The organism is Gardnerella sp. DNF01199S (genome assembly GCF_049244155.1).
Taxonomy (GTDB): Bacteria; Actinomycetota; Actinomycetes; order Actinomycetales; family Bifidobacteriaceae; genus Bifidobacterium; species Bifidobacterium piotii.
On record NZ_CP058380.1, the window covers coordinates 577,588 to 594,709 of the forward strand.

General features: G+C 41.5%; 8 protein-coding genes, 1 tRNA gene and 1 pseudogene. 9 read left to right on the forward strand and 1 reads right to left on the reverse strand.

Translation table 11 applies throughout. The features are described from left to right. Positions 1–199: 199 nt before the first annotated feature. The 8 genes and pseudogenes from HXT45_RS02235 (at position 200) to HXT45_RS02270 (ending at position 10,529) form a co-directional block, all read left to right on the forward strand. Entirely contained in the window at positions 200–1,417 is a 1,218-nt protein-coding gene (locus HXT45_RS02235) for a UDP-N-acetylglucosamine--N-acetylmuramyl-(pentapeptide) pyrophosphoryl-undecaprenol N-acetylglucosamine transferase (protein WP_165845272.1), read from the forward strand. A 2-nt stretch (positions 1,418–1,419) separates the two neighbouring features. Then, positions 1,420–2,928 (forward strand): UDP-N-acetylmuramate--L-alanine ligase, encoded by a 1,509-nt coding sequence (gene murC, locus HXT45_RS02240; protein WP_116689707.1) that lies wholly within the window; start codon positions 1,420–1,422, stop codon positions 2,926–2,928. A 128-nt stretch (positions 2,929–3,056) separates the two neighbouring features. Then, positions 3,057–4,259 carry a cell division protein FtsQ/DivIB gene (locus HXT45_RS02245; RefSeq protein ID WP_116689706.1) on the forward strand — a complete coding sequence of 401 codons (1,203 nt, stop codon included), beginning with the start codon at positions 3,057–3,059 and terminating at the stop codon, positions 4,257–4,259. Positions 4,260–4,533: 274 nt separating this feature from the next. After that, positions 4,534–4,905, forward strand: a complete 372-nt coding sequence (rpsL, locus tag HXT45_RS02250; RefSeq protein WP_003813881.1) for a 30S ribosomal protein S12 — start codon at positions 4,534–4,536, stop codon at positions 4,903–4,905. Between the two features lie 3 nt (positions 4,906–4,908). Continuing rightward, complete coding sequence (gene rpsG, locus HXT45_RS02255; protein WP_004127577.1) at positions 4,909–5,379, forward strand: 30S ribosomal protein S7; 471 nt, start codon at positions 4,909–4,911, stop codon at positions 5,377–5,379. Between the two features lie 42 nt (positions 5,380–5,421). Beyond that, positions 5,422–7,551, forward strand: coding sequence for an elongation factor G (fusA, locus tag HXT45_RS02260; RefSeq protein ID WP_004130136.1), 2,130 nt, complete (start codon positions 5,422–5,424; stop codon positions 7,549–7,551). Positions 7,552–7,721: 170 nt separating this feature from the next. Next, entirely contained in the window at positions 7,722–8,921 is a 1,200-nt protein-coding gene (gene tuf, locus HXT45_RS02265; protein WP_102704959.1) for an elongation factor Tu, read from the forward strand. Positions 8,922–9,385: 464 nt separating this feature from the next. After that, positions 9,386–10,529, forward strand: a pseudogene (locus tag HXT45_RS02270) (IS1249 family transposase). A gap of 173 nt (positions 10,530–10,702) precedes the next feature. Here HXT45_RS02270 and HXT45_RS02275 read toward each other — a convergent pair. After that, positions 10,703–10,776 (reverse strand) — tRNA-Lys (locus tag HXT45_RS02275). 438 nt (positions 10,777–11,214) lie between these two features. Between HXT45_RS02275 and HXT45_RS02280 the strand changes: the two genes are divergently transcribed. Beyond that, positions 11,215–17,118, forward strand: coding sequence for a S8 family serine peptidase (locus tag HXT45_RS02280; protein ID WP_421782123.1), 5,904 nt, complete (start codon positions 11,215–11,217; stop codon positions 17,116–17,118). The last annotated feature ends 4 nt before the right edge of the window (positions 17,119–17,122 follow it).

Genomic DNA, 17,122 nt, shown 5'->3' on the forward strand with positions numbered 1-17,122 from the left:
TCCGCTCAATATATATAAACAAGCGTTAATCAAAAACAAGTGTTAATCAAAATTGGGAAAGTATTATAAAATAATAAAATCCGCTTTTCGTAAAAATTTTGTTTAATTTATATTTAATTGTTAAGTCATATATTAAAGTTTTAAGTAGATTAGTTCTGATTGGGATTTCTGATTGGGATTATTAAATAAGCAGATTGAGGTGGCTGAATTGGCACAAGATCAATATAAAGATAGCAATTCTTTGCATGTTGTTCTAGCAGGCGGGGGCACTGCTGGTCATGTTAATCCTCTTCTTTCTGTAGCGCATGCATTAAAAGATTTAGATGAGTCGGTAGAAATCAGTGTTATTGGCACTAATGCTGGTTTAGAAAAAACGCTAGTTCCTAAGTCTGGTCTGCCATTAGACGTTATTGAAAAAGTTCCATTTCCTAGAAAACCTAATTTGTACATGCTTAAGTTTCCTTTTAAGTGGATTCGCGAAACGCGCAAGGTTGCTAAGATTCTTGAGCAAAGGCATGCGAATATTGTTGTTGGATTTGGCGGTTACGCGTCTGCGCCAGTTTATGCACAAGCGCATAGAATGCATTTGCCTATTGTGATTCATGAGCAAAATGCGCGCGCTGGAATGGCAAATAAGCTTGGCGCGCGCTGGGCAAGCATGATTGGGTGCGTTTACGATGGCACTGGTTTAGTCGCAAGGGCAGCGTCGAATAGCAAAGCTATAAGAGTTGGTCTTCCTCTTAGAAAATCCATATCCGATTTATGCGCAAAGATTACTCAAGACATTGATTTAGCTAGATTTGAAGGCGCTAAAAATCTTGGACTAGACCCTAGCAGGCCGATTATTCTTGTAACTGGCGGGTCTTTGGGTGCTAAAAGCATTAATGAAGCTGTTTCTATTGCTGCTGGCGATTTACTAAAATGCGCGCAAATCATTCATCTTACAGGTAGCGGAAAATCTAAAGAAGTTAAAGATAATGTTGAGCGTTCGGCTGGTCTTAATCAAATAAACGACATTAAGCCAGAGCATGCAGGCCTTGGTGATTACCATATTTGTGAATATTTAGAGCGAATTGATTGGGCTTTTGCTTGCGCGGACTTGGTTATTTGCCGATCGGGCGCTGGAACTGTTGCAGAAGTTTCTGCGATTGGCGTTCCTGCAATCTACGTGCCGCTTCCAATTGGAAACGGTGAGCAGCGATTTAACGCACAACCTGTTGCAAACGCAGGGGGGGCGATTATTGTAAACGATTGCGATTTTAGCGATGATTGGATTCGCGCAAACGTGTTGAAATTGCTTAATAACCCAGACGAGCTTTGCAAGATGCGCGAAAAGGCTTGGAAATACGGCATTCGTAATGCTGCAAGAGTAATGGCAGAGCATATTCTTAAGATTGCAAAAGAAAGCAAAAAATAATCATGGAAATTAATATGAATCCTATTTGTGCTGCTTTTAGTAAAGATCAAACTGTAAATTCTTTAGGTTCTGTGCATTTTATTGGCATTGGCGGCGCTGGAATGAGCGTTTTAGCAGAGATGTTGCACGAAGAAGGCGTTAGTGTAAGCGGATGCGATAGTAAAGAAAGCGACCACACAAGTCGCTTAGAAGAACTCGGCATAAATGTGCAAATTGGTCAAAGTGCAAGCCATGTAAAAAATGCAGATATTCTTGTGTACTCTAGCGCGATTAAGCCAAATAATCCAGAAGTAGTGGCGGCTGCGCAAAATGGCGTAAAACTTGTTCACAGAAGTGACATTTTATCTTTACTTTTAAGCTCTAAAAAAGGTGTGACTGTTGCGGGAGCGCATGGTAAGACTACAACAAGCTCTCTTTTGGCTCATATTTTGAAAGTTTGTGGTAAAGGCGATTTAGCAGACCCGAGTTATGCGATTGGCGGTTCGATTCAAGCGCAGGGCGGCGGCGAAGTTGACGGAGGTCATGCTGGTTGCGGAAGTGTTATGGTTGCGGAGGCGGACGAATCAGACGGCAGCTTTGAAAAATACAATCCATATATTGCAATTGTTACAAACGTAGAAGCGGACCACCTAGACCATTATGGAAATGCGCAAAATTATCGCGCAGCGTTTGTTGAGCATTTAAGCCATGCTCTAGGATTTGTTGTGATTTGTGCAGATGATGATGGCGCTCGCGCTGTTTTAGAGGATTTAAGCGATGATTCTCTTAAAAAAACAATCGCCTACGCAAGTAGTAAGAATAGTGTTTCTTGCTTAAGTAATAGAGTAAAAAGCCTTGTAAAGTTTGCGTTTATTAATCACGAAAGCGAACAGACGGGTAGTGGCAGTGAGTCGTTTGCTATTGACTTTAACGGCGATTCTATAAGCGTTAATCTTATGATTCCAGGCTTACATAATGCTAGAAACGCGTGTGCTGCGATTATTGCAGCAACACTTTTGGGCATGAATCCTAAAGATGCAGCAGATGGAGCTTCGAGCTTCCTTGGTGCTTCTAGAAGATTTGACATTCGCGGATGCGTTGGCGGAGTAACGGTTGTAGACGATTACGCGCATCATCCTACAGAAATCGACGCTCTTTTGCGCGCTGCAAGAAGAAGATACCCAGATTCTACGATTCGCGTGCTTTTCCAGCCACATCTGTTTTCTAGAACGCGCTCTTTTGCGCGCGAATTTGCTTCTGCTTTATCTCTTGCAGATGACGTAATCGTAACAGGCATTTTCCCAGCTCGAGAAAAGCAGGAAGATTTTCCAAATATTCACGCTTCGACTATTGTGAACGCAGCTAAAGAATGTGCGCTTAATTGCAATATTGAAGCTGTAGAAGACATGAAAGATGGTGCTTTAATGCTTGCTCGCCGAGCTAATAGTGGAGATGTACTTTTTACGGTTGGTGCTGGAAGCATTACCACTATGACGTCTGTTATGCTAGAAGAGTTGCGCTTAAAGCAATAAGCTAAATGGGCAATAATAGTCGGCAAACAAGCGATAATAAGCAATCTGTAAAGTCGCAAATAAAGTCGCAAATAAAGTAGTAAATAAAGTCGCGTGTAGATGCAAGTGGAAGTAGGTGAGTGATAGCTATGGGTCGAATGATTTTTGGCAAGTCTTCCAGCAATGATGAATCCAATGAGCTTAATAATCCTAATAAATCTGCTAGCTCTATTAAGCATACTAGGTCTATTGCATCCACTTTTGTTACAAGCGATACCTTTGCTGCGACTGATAATTTCCCTAAGTCTGATAATTTCCCTAAGTCTACTAATTTTTCTAAGTCTTCTAATCTTGATGCGCATAAAAGGTCAATTCAATCCAATCTAAACTCACAAGATTCTACAAGATTAGCTAAAAATGATTTATCTAATAGCAAAAAAGCGACTACGAGTAGCTCGTTAGAAAATCAATCTTCTAAAAATGCTTTTGTAGATGCAAGAAGACTTTCCGTAGTTGATTTTGTAAAGCAAACGTTAAAGTCTAGTTCTGGTCCTCTTGGAATTGCATCTAGACCTAAAGTAATAGATTTTAGCGCTCGCGAAAAAGAAAAGAATTTTGCTAAAATACGTACCATTTTGCTGCGATTTGCCTACGCTTTTCTTGCGTTTGCGTTAATCGCTTTGCTTTGTTGGATGCTGTTTTTATCTCCATTTTTCCGTCTTGATTCTAAAAATATACGCATTTTTGGCTCTAACGAATGGGTGAGTGAACAGAAAATCGCGTCAATTGCGTCTAATCAGGTAGATAAGTCACTGTTTTTAGTTTCTTCTCAACAAATAATTGAGCAATTAAATAACATACCTGGTGTAACAGAAACAAAGGTTGTAAAGCAATTTCCGCACGGTTTGCAAATAACTGTTCGTGCGCAAAAGCCTGCTGCAATGCTTAAAGCAAAAGATGGTGGAAAACTTACGGCTGTAGATGTTAAAGGTAGAGTCTTAAACGCTGTTCAAAACGTTTCTACAAGCGGAATACCAGTTATAGAAGTTAGCGACGTTAGTAAAAGTCTAAACAGTAGAGCTGTTAAGGAAGCGTTGAAAATTGTAAGCTCGCTTTCTCAAGATTTTAGGTCTCACGTTATTCGTGTTAGTGCAAAAACGCAGGATTCTGTTGAAACAGAAGTTTCTTACCCTGGCCCAAGTGGAGACGTTCATAGGATTGTTGTTTGGGGAGATTCTTCGGATTTGGAGCTTAAAAAGGCGATTGTGGAAACGATTATTAGCGATCCAAGTAAAATCGGCAATCGTCAGCTTTTGGATGTTTCTGCTCCTGCAAGGCCGATTCTTAAATAGTTTGCTTGAGTAGCTTGTTTAAGCGGTTTTTTAATTGTCAAGCAAATGTGTATAATAATAGTTTGTGTGTGCCAACGGCGTGCCTTATGTTATAGGCGTGCTGGTTGGGATATCCCAAGTGCCAAAGATAGCGCGCAGTAATGCGTGGCTGGAGGTGCAAGGGCCATCGGGCCGGTGGACTGTGGCTTTTCTCTTTAACCGATTCAGGTTTAAGGTGTGCTGCAGTGCTGCGGTTTCACCAAATAGAAGACATTAATGAATCGGAGAACTTAAGTTGCCTACGATTGAACAACTCGTCCGTAAGGGACGTCAGGCCAAGCCTAAGAAGTCAAAGACTTTGGCCTTGAAAGGTAGCCCGTTGCGTCGTGGCGTGTGCACTCGTGTGTACACAACCACTCCTAAGAAGCCAAACTCTGCGCTTCGTAAGGTTGCTCGTGTGCGCCTCAGCTCGGGTATTGAAGTAACCGCCTATATTCCAGGCGAAGGTCACAACTTGCAGGAGCACTCCATTGTGCTTGTGCGCGGTGGCCGTGTGAAGGATCTCCCAGGTGTGCGTTACCACATCGTGCGTGGCGCTCTCGATACCCAGGGTGTTAAGGACCGCAAGCAGGGTCGTTCCCTGTATGGAGCAAAGAAGGCGAAGTAAAACATGTCACGTAAAGGACCTGCAAAAAAGCATCAGCTGCTTCCTGATCCAATCTACGGCTCGACCGTCGTGGCTCAGTTGATTAACAAAATTCTTCTCGATGGCAAGAAGTCCATCGCAGAAAACATCGTCTACACCGCTCTTGAGCAGGTGAAGGCAAAGACCGAGCAGGAGCCAGTTTCTGTTTTGAAGCGCGCTCTCGATAACATTCGTCCAAGCCTCGAGGTTCGTTCCCGCCGCGTTGGTGGCGCAACCTACCAGGTTCCAGTCGAAGTTAAGCCTGCTCGTGCAAACACCTTGTCGTTGCGCTGGCTTACCGACTTCTCTCGCGTTCGTCGTGAGAAGACTATGGCTGAGCGTTTGGCTAACGAAATTCTCGATGCCTCCAATGGCTTGGGTGCTTCTGTAAAGCGCCGCGAGGATACCCACAAGATGGCAGAAGCAAACAAGGCTTTTGCTCACTATCGCTGGTAATCCACAAGATAATCGGTATCTTAAAGAGCTAAGGATAATAATATGGCACAAGATGTGCTTAACGACCTTAATATGGTTCGTAACATCGGCATCATGGCGCACATCGATGCTGGTAAGACTACTACCACCGAGCGTATTCTTTACTACACTGGTAAGAATTACAAGATTGGTGAAACTCACGATGGCGCTTCTACCATGGACTTTATGGCGCAGGAGCAGGAACGCGGTATTACTATTCAGTCTGCTGCAACCACTTGCTTCTGGCAGCGTCAAACCCATGACACAGATGACCGCTATCAAATCAACATCATCGATACACCAGGACACGTTGACTTTACCGCCGAGGTAGAGCGTTCTTTGCGTGTTCTCGACGGTGCTGTTGCAGTGTTCGACGGTAAGGAAGGCGTGGAGCCTCAGTCCGAAACCGTTTGGCGTCAGGCAGATAAGTATAGCGTTCCACGTATTTGCTTCATCAACAAGATGGATAAGTTGGGCGCAGACTTCTACTATTCTGTTAAGACAATTAAGGAAAAGCTTGGCGCTAAGCCACTCGTTATTCAGCTTCCAATCGGCGCTGAAAACGACTTCCTTGGTGTTGTTGACTTGATTCGTATGAAGGCTTACGTTTGGAATGACGTTAAGGACGATATGGGTGCTCATTACGACACCGTTGACATTCCTGCCGACTTGCAAGAGCGTGCAGAAGAATATCGTGCCGAGCTTATGGATCAGGTTGCAGAAGCCGACGAAGAGTTGCTCGAGAAGTATCTTGAATCGGGAGAGCTTTCCGAAGAAGAGATTCGCATGGGTATTCGCAAGCTTACTATTGCTCGCGAAGCCTTCCCAGTAACTTGCGGTTCTGCATTTAAGGATAAGGGCGTTCAGCCAATGCTGGATGCTGTTGTTGACTTCCTTCCAAGCCCAGAAGATGTTCCATCTATTAAGGGCTTTGATCCAAGCGACGAATCCGTTGAGATTGATCGTAAGCCAGTAAATACAGATCCATTTGCTGCATTGGTCTTTAAGATCTCCACTCATCCGTTCTATGGCAAGCTTGTGTTCGTGCGCGTGTACTCTGGCGAAGTTAAGCCAGGCGATTCCGTGTACGATTCCACTAAGTCCAAGAAGGAACGCGTTGGTAAGATCTTCCAGATGCACGCAGATAAGGAAAATCCTGTAGATTCTGCAGAAGCTGGAAACATTTACACCTTCGTCGGTTTGAAGAACGTCAGCACTGGCGATACCTTGTGCGACGAAAAGAGCCCAATTTCCTTGGAATCCATGACATTCCCAGATCCTGTTATCGAGGTTGCTGTGGAGCCAAAGACGAAGGCAGATCAGGAAAAGATGAGCTTGGCTTTGGCTAAGCTTTCCGACGAGGATCCTACCTTCCAGGTTAAGACCGATGAAGAGTCTGGTCAGACTTTGATTTCTGGTATGGGCGAGCTTCAGCTCGACATTATTGTGGATCGTATGCGCCGCGAGTTCAAGGTTGAAGCGAATGTTGGTAAGCCACAGGTTGCTTATCGCGAAACCATTCGTAAGGCTGTTATGAACCAGGAATACACTCACAAGAAGCAGACCGGTGGTTCTGGTCAGTTCGCAAAGGTTTTGATGAACTTCGAGCCAATCGATCCAGAATCTGGCGAAGTCTATCAGTTTGTTAACGAGGTCACTGGTGGCCACATTACTAAGGAATTCATTCCTTCCATCGACGCAGGTGTGCAGGAAGCTATGGAATCTGGCGTTTTGGCTGGCTTCCCAGTGGTTGGCGTTAAAGCAACCGTTACCGACGGTCAGACTCACGACGTTGATTCTTCGGAAATGGCCTTCAAGATTGCAGGTTCCATGTGCTTCAAGGAAGCTGCTCCTAAGGCTCACCCAGTAATCCTCGAGCCAATTATGGCCGTGGAAGTTCGTACTCCAGAAGAGTACATGGGCGACGTTATGGGCGATTTGAACTCCCGTCGTGGAAACATTCAGTCTATGACCGACGCTACTGGCGTTAAGGTTATTGACGCTAAGGTTCCACTGAGCGAGATGTTCGGCTACATTGGTGATCTTCGTTCCAAGACTCAGGGACGTGCAATGTTCACCATGCAGATGGACTCTTACGCGGAAGTTCCAAAGGCTGTTTCGGACGAGATTATTAAAGCCCAGCGCGGCGAGTAAAAGCGCACGCTACTTCGGTGTTTTGTGTCCCTAGTCAACGCTAGAATTTCGTACGTTGACTGGGTTCTGGCACCGAAGTGGCACCTAACCCAGAAACCCAGTAAATATGTAGCTAGAGGCTTCACATAAGAGTGTGAAGCAAACTACGAGACGTCCAGGAGGACAAACACATGGCAAAGGAAAAGTACGAGCGTACTAAGCCGCATGTTAACATTGGTACCATTGGTCACGTTGATCACGGTAAGACTACCTTGACCGCGGCTATTTCTAAGGTGCTTCATGGCGAATATCCAGATCTGAACCCTCAGTATGACTTCGATCAGATCGACGCCGCTCCAGAAGAGAAGGAGCGCGGCATTACCATTAACATCGCCCACATCGAGTATCAGACGGATGCACGCCACTATGCTCACGTGGACGCTCCAGGCCACGCTGATTACGTTAAGAACATGATCACTGGTGCCGCTCAGATGGATGGCGCAATCCTCGTGGTTGCTGCTACCGACGGCCCAATGGCTCAGACCCGTGAACACGTCTTGCTTGCTAAGCAGGTCGGCGTTCCAAAAATTCTTGTTGCTTTGAACAAGTGCGATATGGTTGACGACGAAGAGCTTATCGACCTCGTTGAAGAAGAGGTTCGTGACCTCCTCGACGAAAATGGCTTCGATCGCGATTGCCCAGTCATCCGTACTTCCGCTTACGGCGCTTTGCATGATGACGCTCCAGATCACGACAAGTGGGTAGAGACCGTCAAGGAACTCATGAAGGCTGTTGACGAGTACATCCCAACCCCAACTCACGATCTTGACAAGCCATTCTTGATGCCAATCGAAGATGTGTTCACCATCTCCGGTCGTGGTACCGTTGTCACCGGTCGTGTTGAGCGTGGTAAGCTCCCAATCAACACCCCAGTTGAGATTGTTGGTTTGCGCGATACTCAGACCACCACCGTCACCTCTATCGAGACCTTCCACAAGCAGATGGATGAGGCCGAGGCTGGCGATAACACTGGTCTTCTTCTTCGTGGTATCAACCGTACCGATGTTGAGCGTGGTCAGGTTGTGGCTGCTCCAGGTTCTGTGACACCACACACCAAGTTCGAAGGCGAAGTTTACGTCTTGACCAAGGACGAAGGTGGCCGTCACTCGCCATTCTTCTCCAACTACCGCCCACAGTTCTACTTCCGTACCACTGATGTTACTGGCGTTATCACCTTGCCAGACGGCATCGAAATGGTTCAGCCAGGCGATCACGCAACCTTCACTGTTGAGTTGATTCAGGCTATCGCAATGGAAGAGGGCTTGACCTTCGCAGTTCGTGAAGGTGGCCGTACCGTTGGCTCTGGTCGTGTGACCAAGATTCTTGCCTAGTATTTTCTGATTTTCTAATCTGAAGATATTAGCTAAGGCTTAGAAAAGACCCCATGAGGAAACTCGTGGGGTCTTTTGTATTTTCTATTGAAGAATTGCACATAGCTCGTTGTGTGTCGTTTTGTGTGTCGTTTTATGTTCTTTGAATTTTATCTTTATTATAATCATCGTAAAATGTTTATTTTTGTGTTTTAAGCGTTATTGTGCAAATGTAGAAAGCGTCTCTAATATTCAGATTTTTGTTGGAATACTGGAAGAAATCATATATGAATCATATTAGGGGTTATAGGCCAAAAAGTGTGTAAAAAATCATGTCTCACGCATTGCAATACAAGCGTTTTGCGGTAATCGAATCTGTTTTACGCACATTCGCCACTCGGACAAAAAGTGTGTAAAAAATCAGCTCATAAGCCTTATGGCAGTAGGGCTCGTGGTATATCGAATGTGGGTTATTCTTCATTTGTATGAATAACCCACTATGCAATAATTGTCATAACTAATTGTCATAACAAAATGAGCAAGAATGGTCACACCAATGCTGGCACTACTAGATACCGTTGTCCTAACTGCGGGGCTTCTAAAAGTAGATCGTATGATAAACAATCAAACGATTTAACAGTTGGCTTAAATTGGCTTTTATCTAATAAGACTCAGGATAAGTATTCATACGATTTCTCAGCCCGTACCTTAAGACGTAAGAATAAGCTTTTATGGGACTTATGGCCACAGGTACCATTCGTGGACAAAGTTTATGATTACATTCATGTTGATGGTATTCATTTAGGACGTAAATCTGTAGTATTAATCGCTTACTCTGGTAAACATGTTTTAGGCTGGTACGTGGCTCGTAGTGAGAATAGTCGCGCGTGGGGTTACCTCATGCAGCGTATTGCGGAACCGCTAGTAGTAGTTTGTGATGGTTCTGGTGGTATTCGTAAAGCAGTAAAAACATATTGGCCTAACACGAAAATACAACGTTGCTTATTCCATATAGGTCTTAACATTAAAGCCTTAACTGGAGTTAATCCTCGTCTTACTCCTGGTAAGCAATTACTATCATTAGCTAACATTGTTTCTGACGTAAAAACAGAAGATCAAGCCCGTCATTGGCTTATTTCTTACAATAATTGGGTGAATACTTGGAGTGATTTTCTTAAAGAGAAAAGCAAGTATTGTGATGGTAGTATTGCTGATACTCATCAAAGACTAGTTCGTGCTAAATCAATGATTGATAGGCGTATTCGCGAGGGCTATATGTTTACTTTTCTTAATCCTCCAGAAGATTGCAATCATCCTATTCCACCAACTAATAATGCTATTGAATCAATGAATAGTAGAATTCGCGCTATGCTACGTAATCATCGTGGATTAAGCTTGTTAAAACGTATACACGCTATATGCTGGTGGTGTTATTTAAACACGAGTAAGCCAAGAGATAAGTCTTGGATAGTCATTCATTCTTTTACTAGTAAACGTATAGAACAACTCTATAGGCAAGCCTGGGAGCGTTCTAATCAAGGATTATATGAAGTATTTGGAATATCAGCAAGATATGGTACTGGTGTTGATTGGAATGAGTTTCATAAGAGTAGTGAATACTACCAGTAGTTATTAAAAAGCTAAGCTGATTACTTCTATTTCCAGAATATTCATCAGCTTAGCTTTACACACTTTTTGGCCTATAACCCGCTTTACACACTTTTTGGCCTATAACCCCATATTTGTGTAATTAAAAATCTAAATACGAAAAAACCCAAGCCGTAAAGCTTGGGTTTTGTTTGTGCCCCCTCAGGGATTCGAACCCTGGACACGCTGATTAAGAGTCAGCTGCTCTAGCCAACTGAGCTAAAGGGGCGTTGGCTTTTTCTTGAGCCGAGTAATAACTATACTCAGAATCGATTTATTTGCAAGTTACGGCGTGTCGTATTTTGTTGTTAGTGCTATAAACACGTTTTAATTGCATATTTCATATCTCGGAAAAATTCCGATAAGAGGTTTAGCTAAAGTAACATATGTTTATAAATATAAGCAATATTTATAAAAAATAGTAACAAAAAACGAGTTTTCAATCTTTTGTGTGAACAACATGTTAATTTATAGTTGTATAATCAACGCAATTCTGAAAAATTTTCTCTTTAGAAATGGCTATATTTAGCCGTTCTTTGTGGGTTGATTCGTATTTGTTAACTGTTTATGCATAAAAATTTACATATTTATGTTTTTTTTTTATTTTCCTCAATGCTAGGCTTGTGAAAAATATTTTATAAGTATTTCATTGAAGGAGAGCGTATTTATGAAGTTCAAAAGAGCATCATATTTAACTCGCTTAGCTGCATTAGGAGTTGCTACAGCAACCCTTATCGTGCCATTTGGTGCAGCGAATGCTGCGGATACTAAGAATTCAGTTAGTAATAACAGTGCTTATGTAAATGATGCAAATGCGTCTTCTATTAAAAAGCAGTTTAGAATGTATAAAAATAACTCTGTAAGCCATAAGCTTACTAGAGATGAGAATTTATACTTAGATTCAAATAAAGCTGCATTGCTTGAAAAATATGCTATAAAGAACAGTGCTAGCGTGCCCAATAAGCCTATTGCTGTTATTGTTACTCTGCGTAAGCAGCCGAGTCGTCCTTCAGTTGCATCGGAAAAATCAAATAAAGATGAGCAAAATCGTTTAATTGATAAATGGCGTAAAAAGTACAATATGAGTGTTCGACGTCAGCTTGGATATTTAATGAATTGCTTTGAAGCAACAATTCCAGCAAACCGTATGCAAGCTTTACGCCATGAGCCAGAAGTTAGATCTGTAGAAAAAGAGCGTTTATATTATCCGCTGGAAAATTTTGCTCGTGAGCTTCAGGGTCTTACGCAGGCTTTCCGAGAAAGTAATAAAAACTTAGATGGTACTGGCATGTTGGTTTCAATAATCGATACTGGAATTGATATTAACAGTAAAGATATGAAGCTGGATTCATCTGCTAAAAGTGCAAAAAAGTTAAATCCACAACCAGGATTTACAGATAAAGTTCCTGCAGGATTTAATTATGCAGATGAAACTAATGAAGTGAAAGATAATCATGCTGAACAGCATGGCATGCATGTTGCTGGAATTGTTGGAGCTAATGGAGATGAAGAAAATGCTCCTGCAACTAGCAATCATCGTGTTAATGGCATAGCTCCTAATGCACAGCTGCTTGCTATGAAAGTGTTTTCTAACAACCCAGATATGCCTGGATGCCGTGATGCGGATGTTGTGGCAGCTATAGAAGATTCTGTTAAGCTTGGTGCCGACGTTATAAATATGTCTATTGGCTCCGATAATGGACTTGATTCTACTTCAAGTATTGCTGCGTTAGCGTTAATGAAGGCTAGAAAAGCTGGAGTGTTGCCTGTTGTTTCGGCTGGAAATTCTGGATTGAACTTCTCGAATTCTGGTGGATTAGATGATGTGTTTGGAAAATGGGATGATGGCACTTTGGGGTCTCCATCTTCTTTCCCAGATGCTTTTAGTGTTGCTTCTGTTGAAAATTCAAAAGTTACACAAACCAAAGCACAATGGTTTGTTAATAATGCATCTGCTACAAATTCTGATTCTAATGATTCTAAGAAAAATGATTTTCCTTATTCACTTTCTACAGGTGTAGCTGATGGAAGATTACATGAAATTGTTGATATTAACCTTGGCAAAAAAGATGACGTTAAAGACCTTGACCTAAAGGGTAAATATGCATTAGTTAAACGTGGAGATATTGCGTTTACAGAAAAGGTTAATAACGCAAAAGAAAAAGGTGCTGAAGGTGTTGTTGTATACAACGTAAAGGATGATCCTACTCAATTCCTAGATATGGCAGGAGTTGATAAGATTAAAGATGTTTTTGTAACATCAATACGATATGAAGATGGTGAGGCAATCTATCAAGCAATCAAGAAGAATAATGGAAAAGTTGAAGTAACTTTCACCAATGATTTTGTTGCTATTGCTAACCCAGATTCGTTAAAGCCATCTAGATTTACGTCTTGGGGGCCAACTCCAGATCTTAATTTTAAGCCTCATATTTCTGGTATTGGTGGGAATGTGTGGTCTACGCAGAATGATAATAAGTACAGAAGCATGTCTGGTACTTCTATGGCAGCTCCAAATATATCAGGTCTTTCTGCTTTGCTGATGGAAAATTACAAGAAGCGTTTTAAGGGCAAAGAACTTAAGTCTTCTGAATTAGTTGATCGCATTGAGCAAGTGTTGATGAATACAGCTAAGATTCTTACTCGCGATGATGGTAATAAAAAAGTTCCGTATGCTCCTAGACAAATTGGCGCTGGTTTAGCGCAGATCGACAAAGCCATTAAGACGGATGTTGTTGCAACTACTAAAGATAGTCGCAGTAATGAAAGTAAAGCATATGTTTCTCTTTATGAGTTAAAGCAGGGTGAACGCAAGTTTAATGTAACATTGCACAATTATGGTTCTGAGAATGTTAAATATAGCATACCGAATCAGGTTGTTGTAAACGAGACGAATAAACCTGGTGAAAAAACATCCACATTTGTGAATGATACAGAAACATTAACTGCAGATAAGTCTTCCGTAACTGTAGAGGCTGGTAAAACAGTTGATATTACTTTCACATTGAATCCTCAATATGGGGAAAACCATTACATTGAAGGATGGGCTTGCTTAAAGTCTAAGACTAAAGGTCAGCCTGATTTGTCTGTTCCATATCTTGGTTTTGTTGGCAATTGGAATGCTGAGCAGATTTTGGTTAAACCTGGTGAAAAGTATAAGAATGCTGATAAACCAGATAAGCCTGTTAATCCTGCACAAAATCCTTCTCCTGCAGCTCCGAACCAGTCTGCCGATGAAAGTAATGGTGAAATTGATTCAACTACTGCCCTTATGTCTGATTCAGCAGACGGAAGTATGCAAGTTAAGATAAATGGATCTAAACGATTTATGTTCTCACCTAATGATGATGGCTGGTATGATTTAATCACACCATATGTGCCGTTATTGCGTAGTGCGGCAGACATTCGCTACGAGATTATGGATGAAAATGCAAGCAAGGTATTACGAGTTTTAGGTGAAGACCACAATGTTTCTAGACCTACTTTTCCTTCTGCAGCAGATTCAATGGGCCATGAAGGCGTGAATGGTCGTTTTGACGGTAAGCGTTATGATCCGAAAATCGCGCAGTTTGTGCGGTTTGAGGATGGAAATTACGTGTATCGCATTCAAGCACGTTTGGGCAAAGGCTTCCAGTGGCAAAACTACGACATGAAGTTTGCTCTAGATACGCATGGTCCTAATGTGAATGTTTCCGACCGCGATTCTAATGGCGTTGTAACAATCACTTTAAGTGATAACTTAAGTGAAGATCCTGGTCTTCCAGTTATTCGCCGTGTTGGTGATGATGATGTATTTAAGTATGATGATGCAACTAGTTGCACTTTAGATAAAGAACATCATAAGCGTGTGTGCAAAATAAATGTTGGTAACACAACGCCATTTATTTCCGTTGTTGCTAAAGATGCAGGAATGAATGGAACTCGTGTAGTTAAAGTGTTTGCTAATAAAGATCATAAAATCTTCATTTCTCGTCGAAAGGAAATGGACGGGAAGATGGTTGGAACATCGGTAGTGCATGACAATAAGTTAAATCTTGAAGGTTATGTTTCTGATGATGTTAAATCCATGAAAGTTCTAGCAAGTTACAAGAAATACGATGGATCAATTGTTAAAACAACAGTTAAAGTGAATCTAAATAAAGCTCCGAAGTTTACCACTGATAATATAAAGATTGTTCGTGGTGAAAATACTGTAAAGGTGCTTGGATTCTCCGACGATAAATGCAAGACGCAAATAGCTAGTGAAGAGTTCGCATTAACATACAATCCAGAGCGTCCGCGTATTAGTGTTACTAATACGGACACTGGAGATAGTGACGGTAATTTGCCGGTTGCAAGTGATGGTAGTGTAACTGTAAAAGGCAAAGTAAAAGATAGTTCTGAGCCTAAGCAAAAGCTTGATCTAACAATTCGTTACCAAGTGGATAAAGTGAAGCAAGCAGCTGGTTCTACTGATCCTGGTTCTTCTAATTCAAGCAGCGAATCTGCTGAAGATGTAGATGACACTGAGACAAAAGAGGATCCAGTAACGATTAACTCGGATGGAACATTTGAAGTAACAGTAAAGCCTTCTGCTAAGGCGTATCAGGTTACTCTCTGCGCAAGTAACGGTCAGAATCTTAAAATTAAGTCTGTTAAGCTTCAGGGTCGTAACGAGCCAAACTTTATGGAAGTAAGCAATGGCGTGTTCTATCCAAGTAATGTAACTCCACTTGGCGCAAATATTTGGATGATTAATCCTATTACTGCAGGGCCAAGCTTAGACTCCTTTACTTTGCAAGGTACTGTTGGGCCAGATATCAAGAGTGTAGAATTTACTCCTTCTACGCGTCTTAATAAAGATGGCAAGTATGTGGTAGAGCCAGCTATTGCTGCAAAAATAGACAGTCAAGCGCATAGTTTCTCTATTGATTTGCCAATGCATACGGGAATTAATGATTTTCGCGCTGTTGTAAAAACTGCTGATGGCAAGAATCTTATGGACTTTGCTGTTGCTTTCTTGTTCGATAAAGAAGCTCCAAAAGCTACTTTTGCTAATCCTCAATTATATGGTCATACATTGTTTACAAACAAAGATACCGTAAAGTTTAAGGGTAGTGCTCAAGATAATGCTTCTGGATATAGGCTTTCTATTAATCATTCTGTTGTTGCAGAGTTTACTTCTTTGGAAAATGGTGATGGTTCAGAAGCAAACAAAAAAGAATTTGAGCGTGATGTTGATGTAGAAGATGGAGATCATGTTTTTCTTGAGCTTGAAGACAAGGTTAATTCATCTGTTTATGGTTCCATTCCAGTTGTTGTTGATAAAACAAATCCAACTGTAGATGTAAGCATGAAAGACGATGAATCAGTAGAAGGTGACTATACGGTTACTATAAAGGCTAAAGATGCAAATCTTAAATCCGTAGCTGCATATGTTGACGACAAGCCAATCAGTGCTGTTTCTAATACGAATTTAGCTCCTCATCCTGTAGAAAGCACGTTGCTTTCGTTAACTCAAGGATATAGTTCCTATACTGAAGTAGATAAACCTGAAAAGGATCATTTGGAATTAAAGGCAGTTATTCATGCTAAAGATCTGGCAGAAGGTAATCATATTCTTCGCGTAGAAGCTACTGATTATGCTGGAAACTCAGCTGCTGGAGATAATCAGCGAACTTCTATTCCGTTTGTTAAAAAGAAGCATGCTGAACCAGTTAAGCCTGATCATTCTAAGCCAGATGTGCCTGGTCATAATGTGAATCCAAATGTTCCAAAGAAGCAAGAAATTCCTGCTCCTCCAGATGTAAATACTCCTGTTCCAGTAGCTCCTAAGAGTGTTGTTGAATTAACAAAAGCTCTTAAGAGTAATCTTTTAGTTGGTAAATATGAAAACAATGTTGCCCGTGCAGGTGTCGAAAATCCTATGAAGCTTCGACTTAGCCAAAATAGTGATATTATTAAGCAGCTTAAGAAGAATAAAGTTGTATATGCATATGCGTACATTTATTCTCTTCCTGTTTTGTTGCATGGCAAAGATGGTGCTAGCTACGTAAAGGTTACTTTGGACGATAAAGGTCAGCCTCATTTTGATGCTGAGATTCCAGAAGGATATTCGGGTAAACATACAATTGTTCTTATTGATAACAGAGGATTACAAATTGCTTGGACTAATGTGTGGGTTATTCCAGCTAATGCAACTTCATTCGATGAGACTATCGCAGAATATAACTTGAGACATTCTGAAAGTCATTCTGGATTTACTTTTGCGTATAGTGATGAAGATTATGAATCTGCAAGTAATATTGCAGATAATAATGAGGTAAATGGTTCTGAGACTAACTCAGGAGCATATGCAGGTGCTAATGGTAATGCTAATAGTAGCAATGTTAATGGCAATAGTAAGAATGCTAATAATAATGCTAATTCTTCCTTAAGTAACTCATTATCTTCTTCAAAGAACACTAATACAAAGGGAATGCTTTCAAAGTTAGGTGTGACTGGTGCTGGAATAGTATTCACACTGTCTACATTGGCTTTGTTGCTGCTAAGTGGCACTTTTGCACTTTTTGTTCGCAAAATGCGCATGTAAAGTG

Coding starts and splice junctions, on each gene's coding strand:
- murC (WP_116689707.1), top strand. CDS start 1,420: ATGGAAATTAATATGAATCCTATTTGTGCTGCTTTTAGTAAAGATCAA.
- HXT45_RS02245 (WP_116689706.1), top strand. CDS start 3,057: ATGGGTCGAATGATTTTTGGCAAGTCTTCCAGCAATGATGAATCCAAT.
- rpsG (WP_004127577.1), top strand. CDS start 4,909: ATGTCACGTAAAGGACCTGCAAAAAAGCATCAGCTGCTTCCTGATCCA.
- fusA (WP_004130136.1), top strand. CDS start 5,422: ATGGCACAAGATGTGCTTAACGACCTTAATATGGTTCGTAACATCGGC.
- tuf (WP_102704959.1), top strand. CDS start 7,722: ATGGCAAAGGAAAAGTACGAGCGTACTAAGCCGCATGTTAACATTGGT.
- HXT45_RS02280 (WP_421782123.1), top strand. CDS start 11,215: ATGAAGTTCAAAAGAGCATCATATTTAACTCGCTTAGCTGCATTAGGA.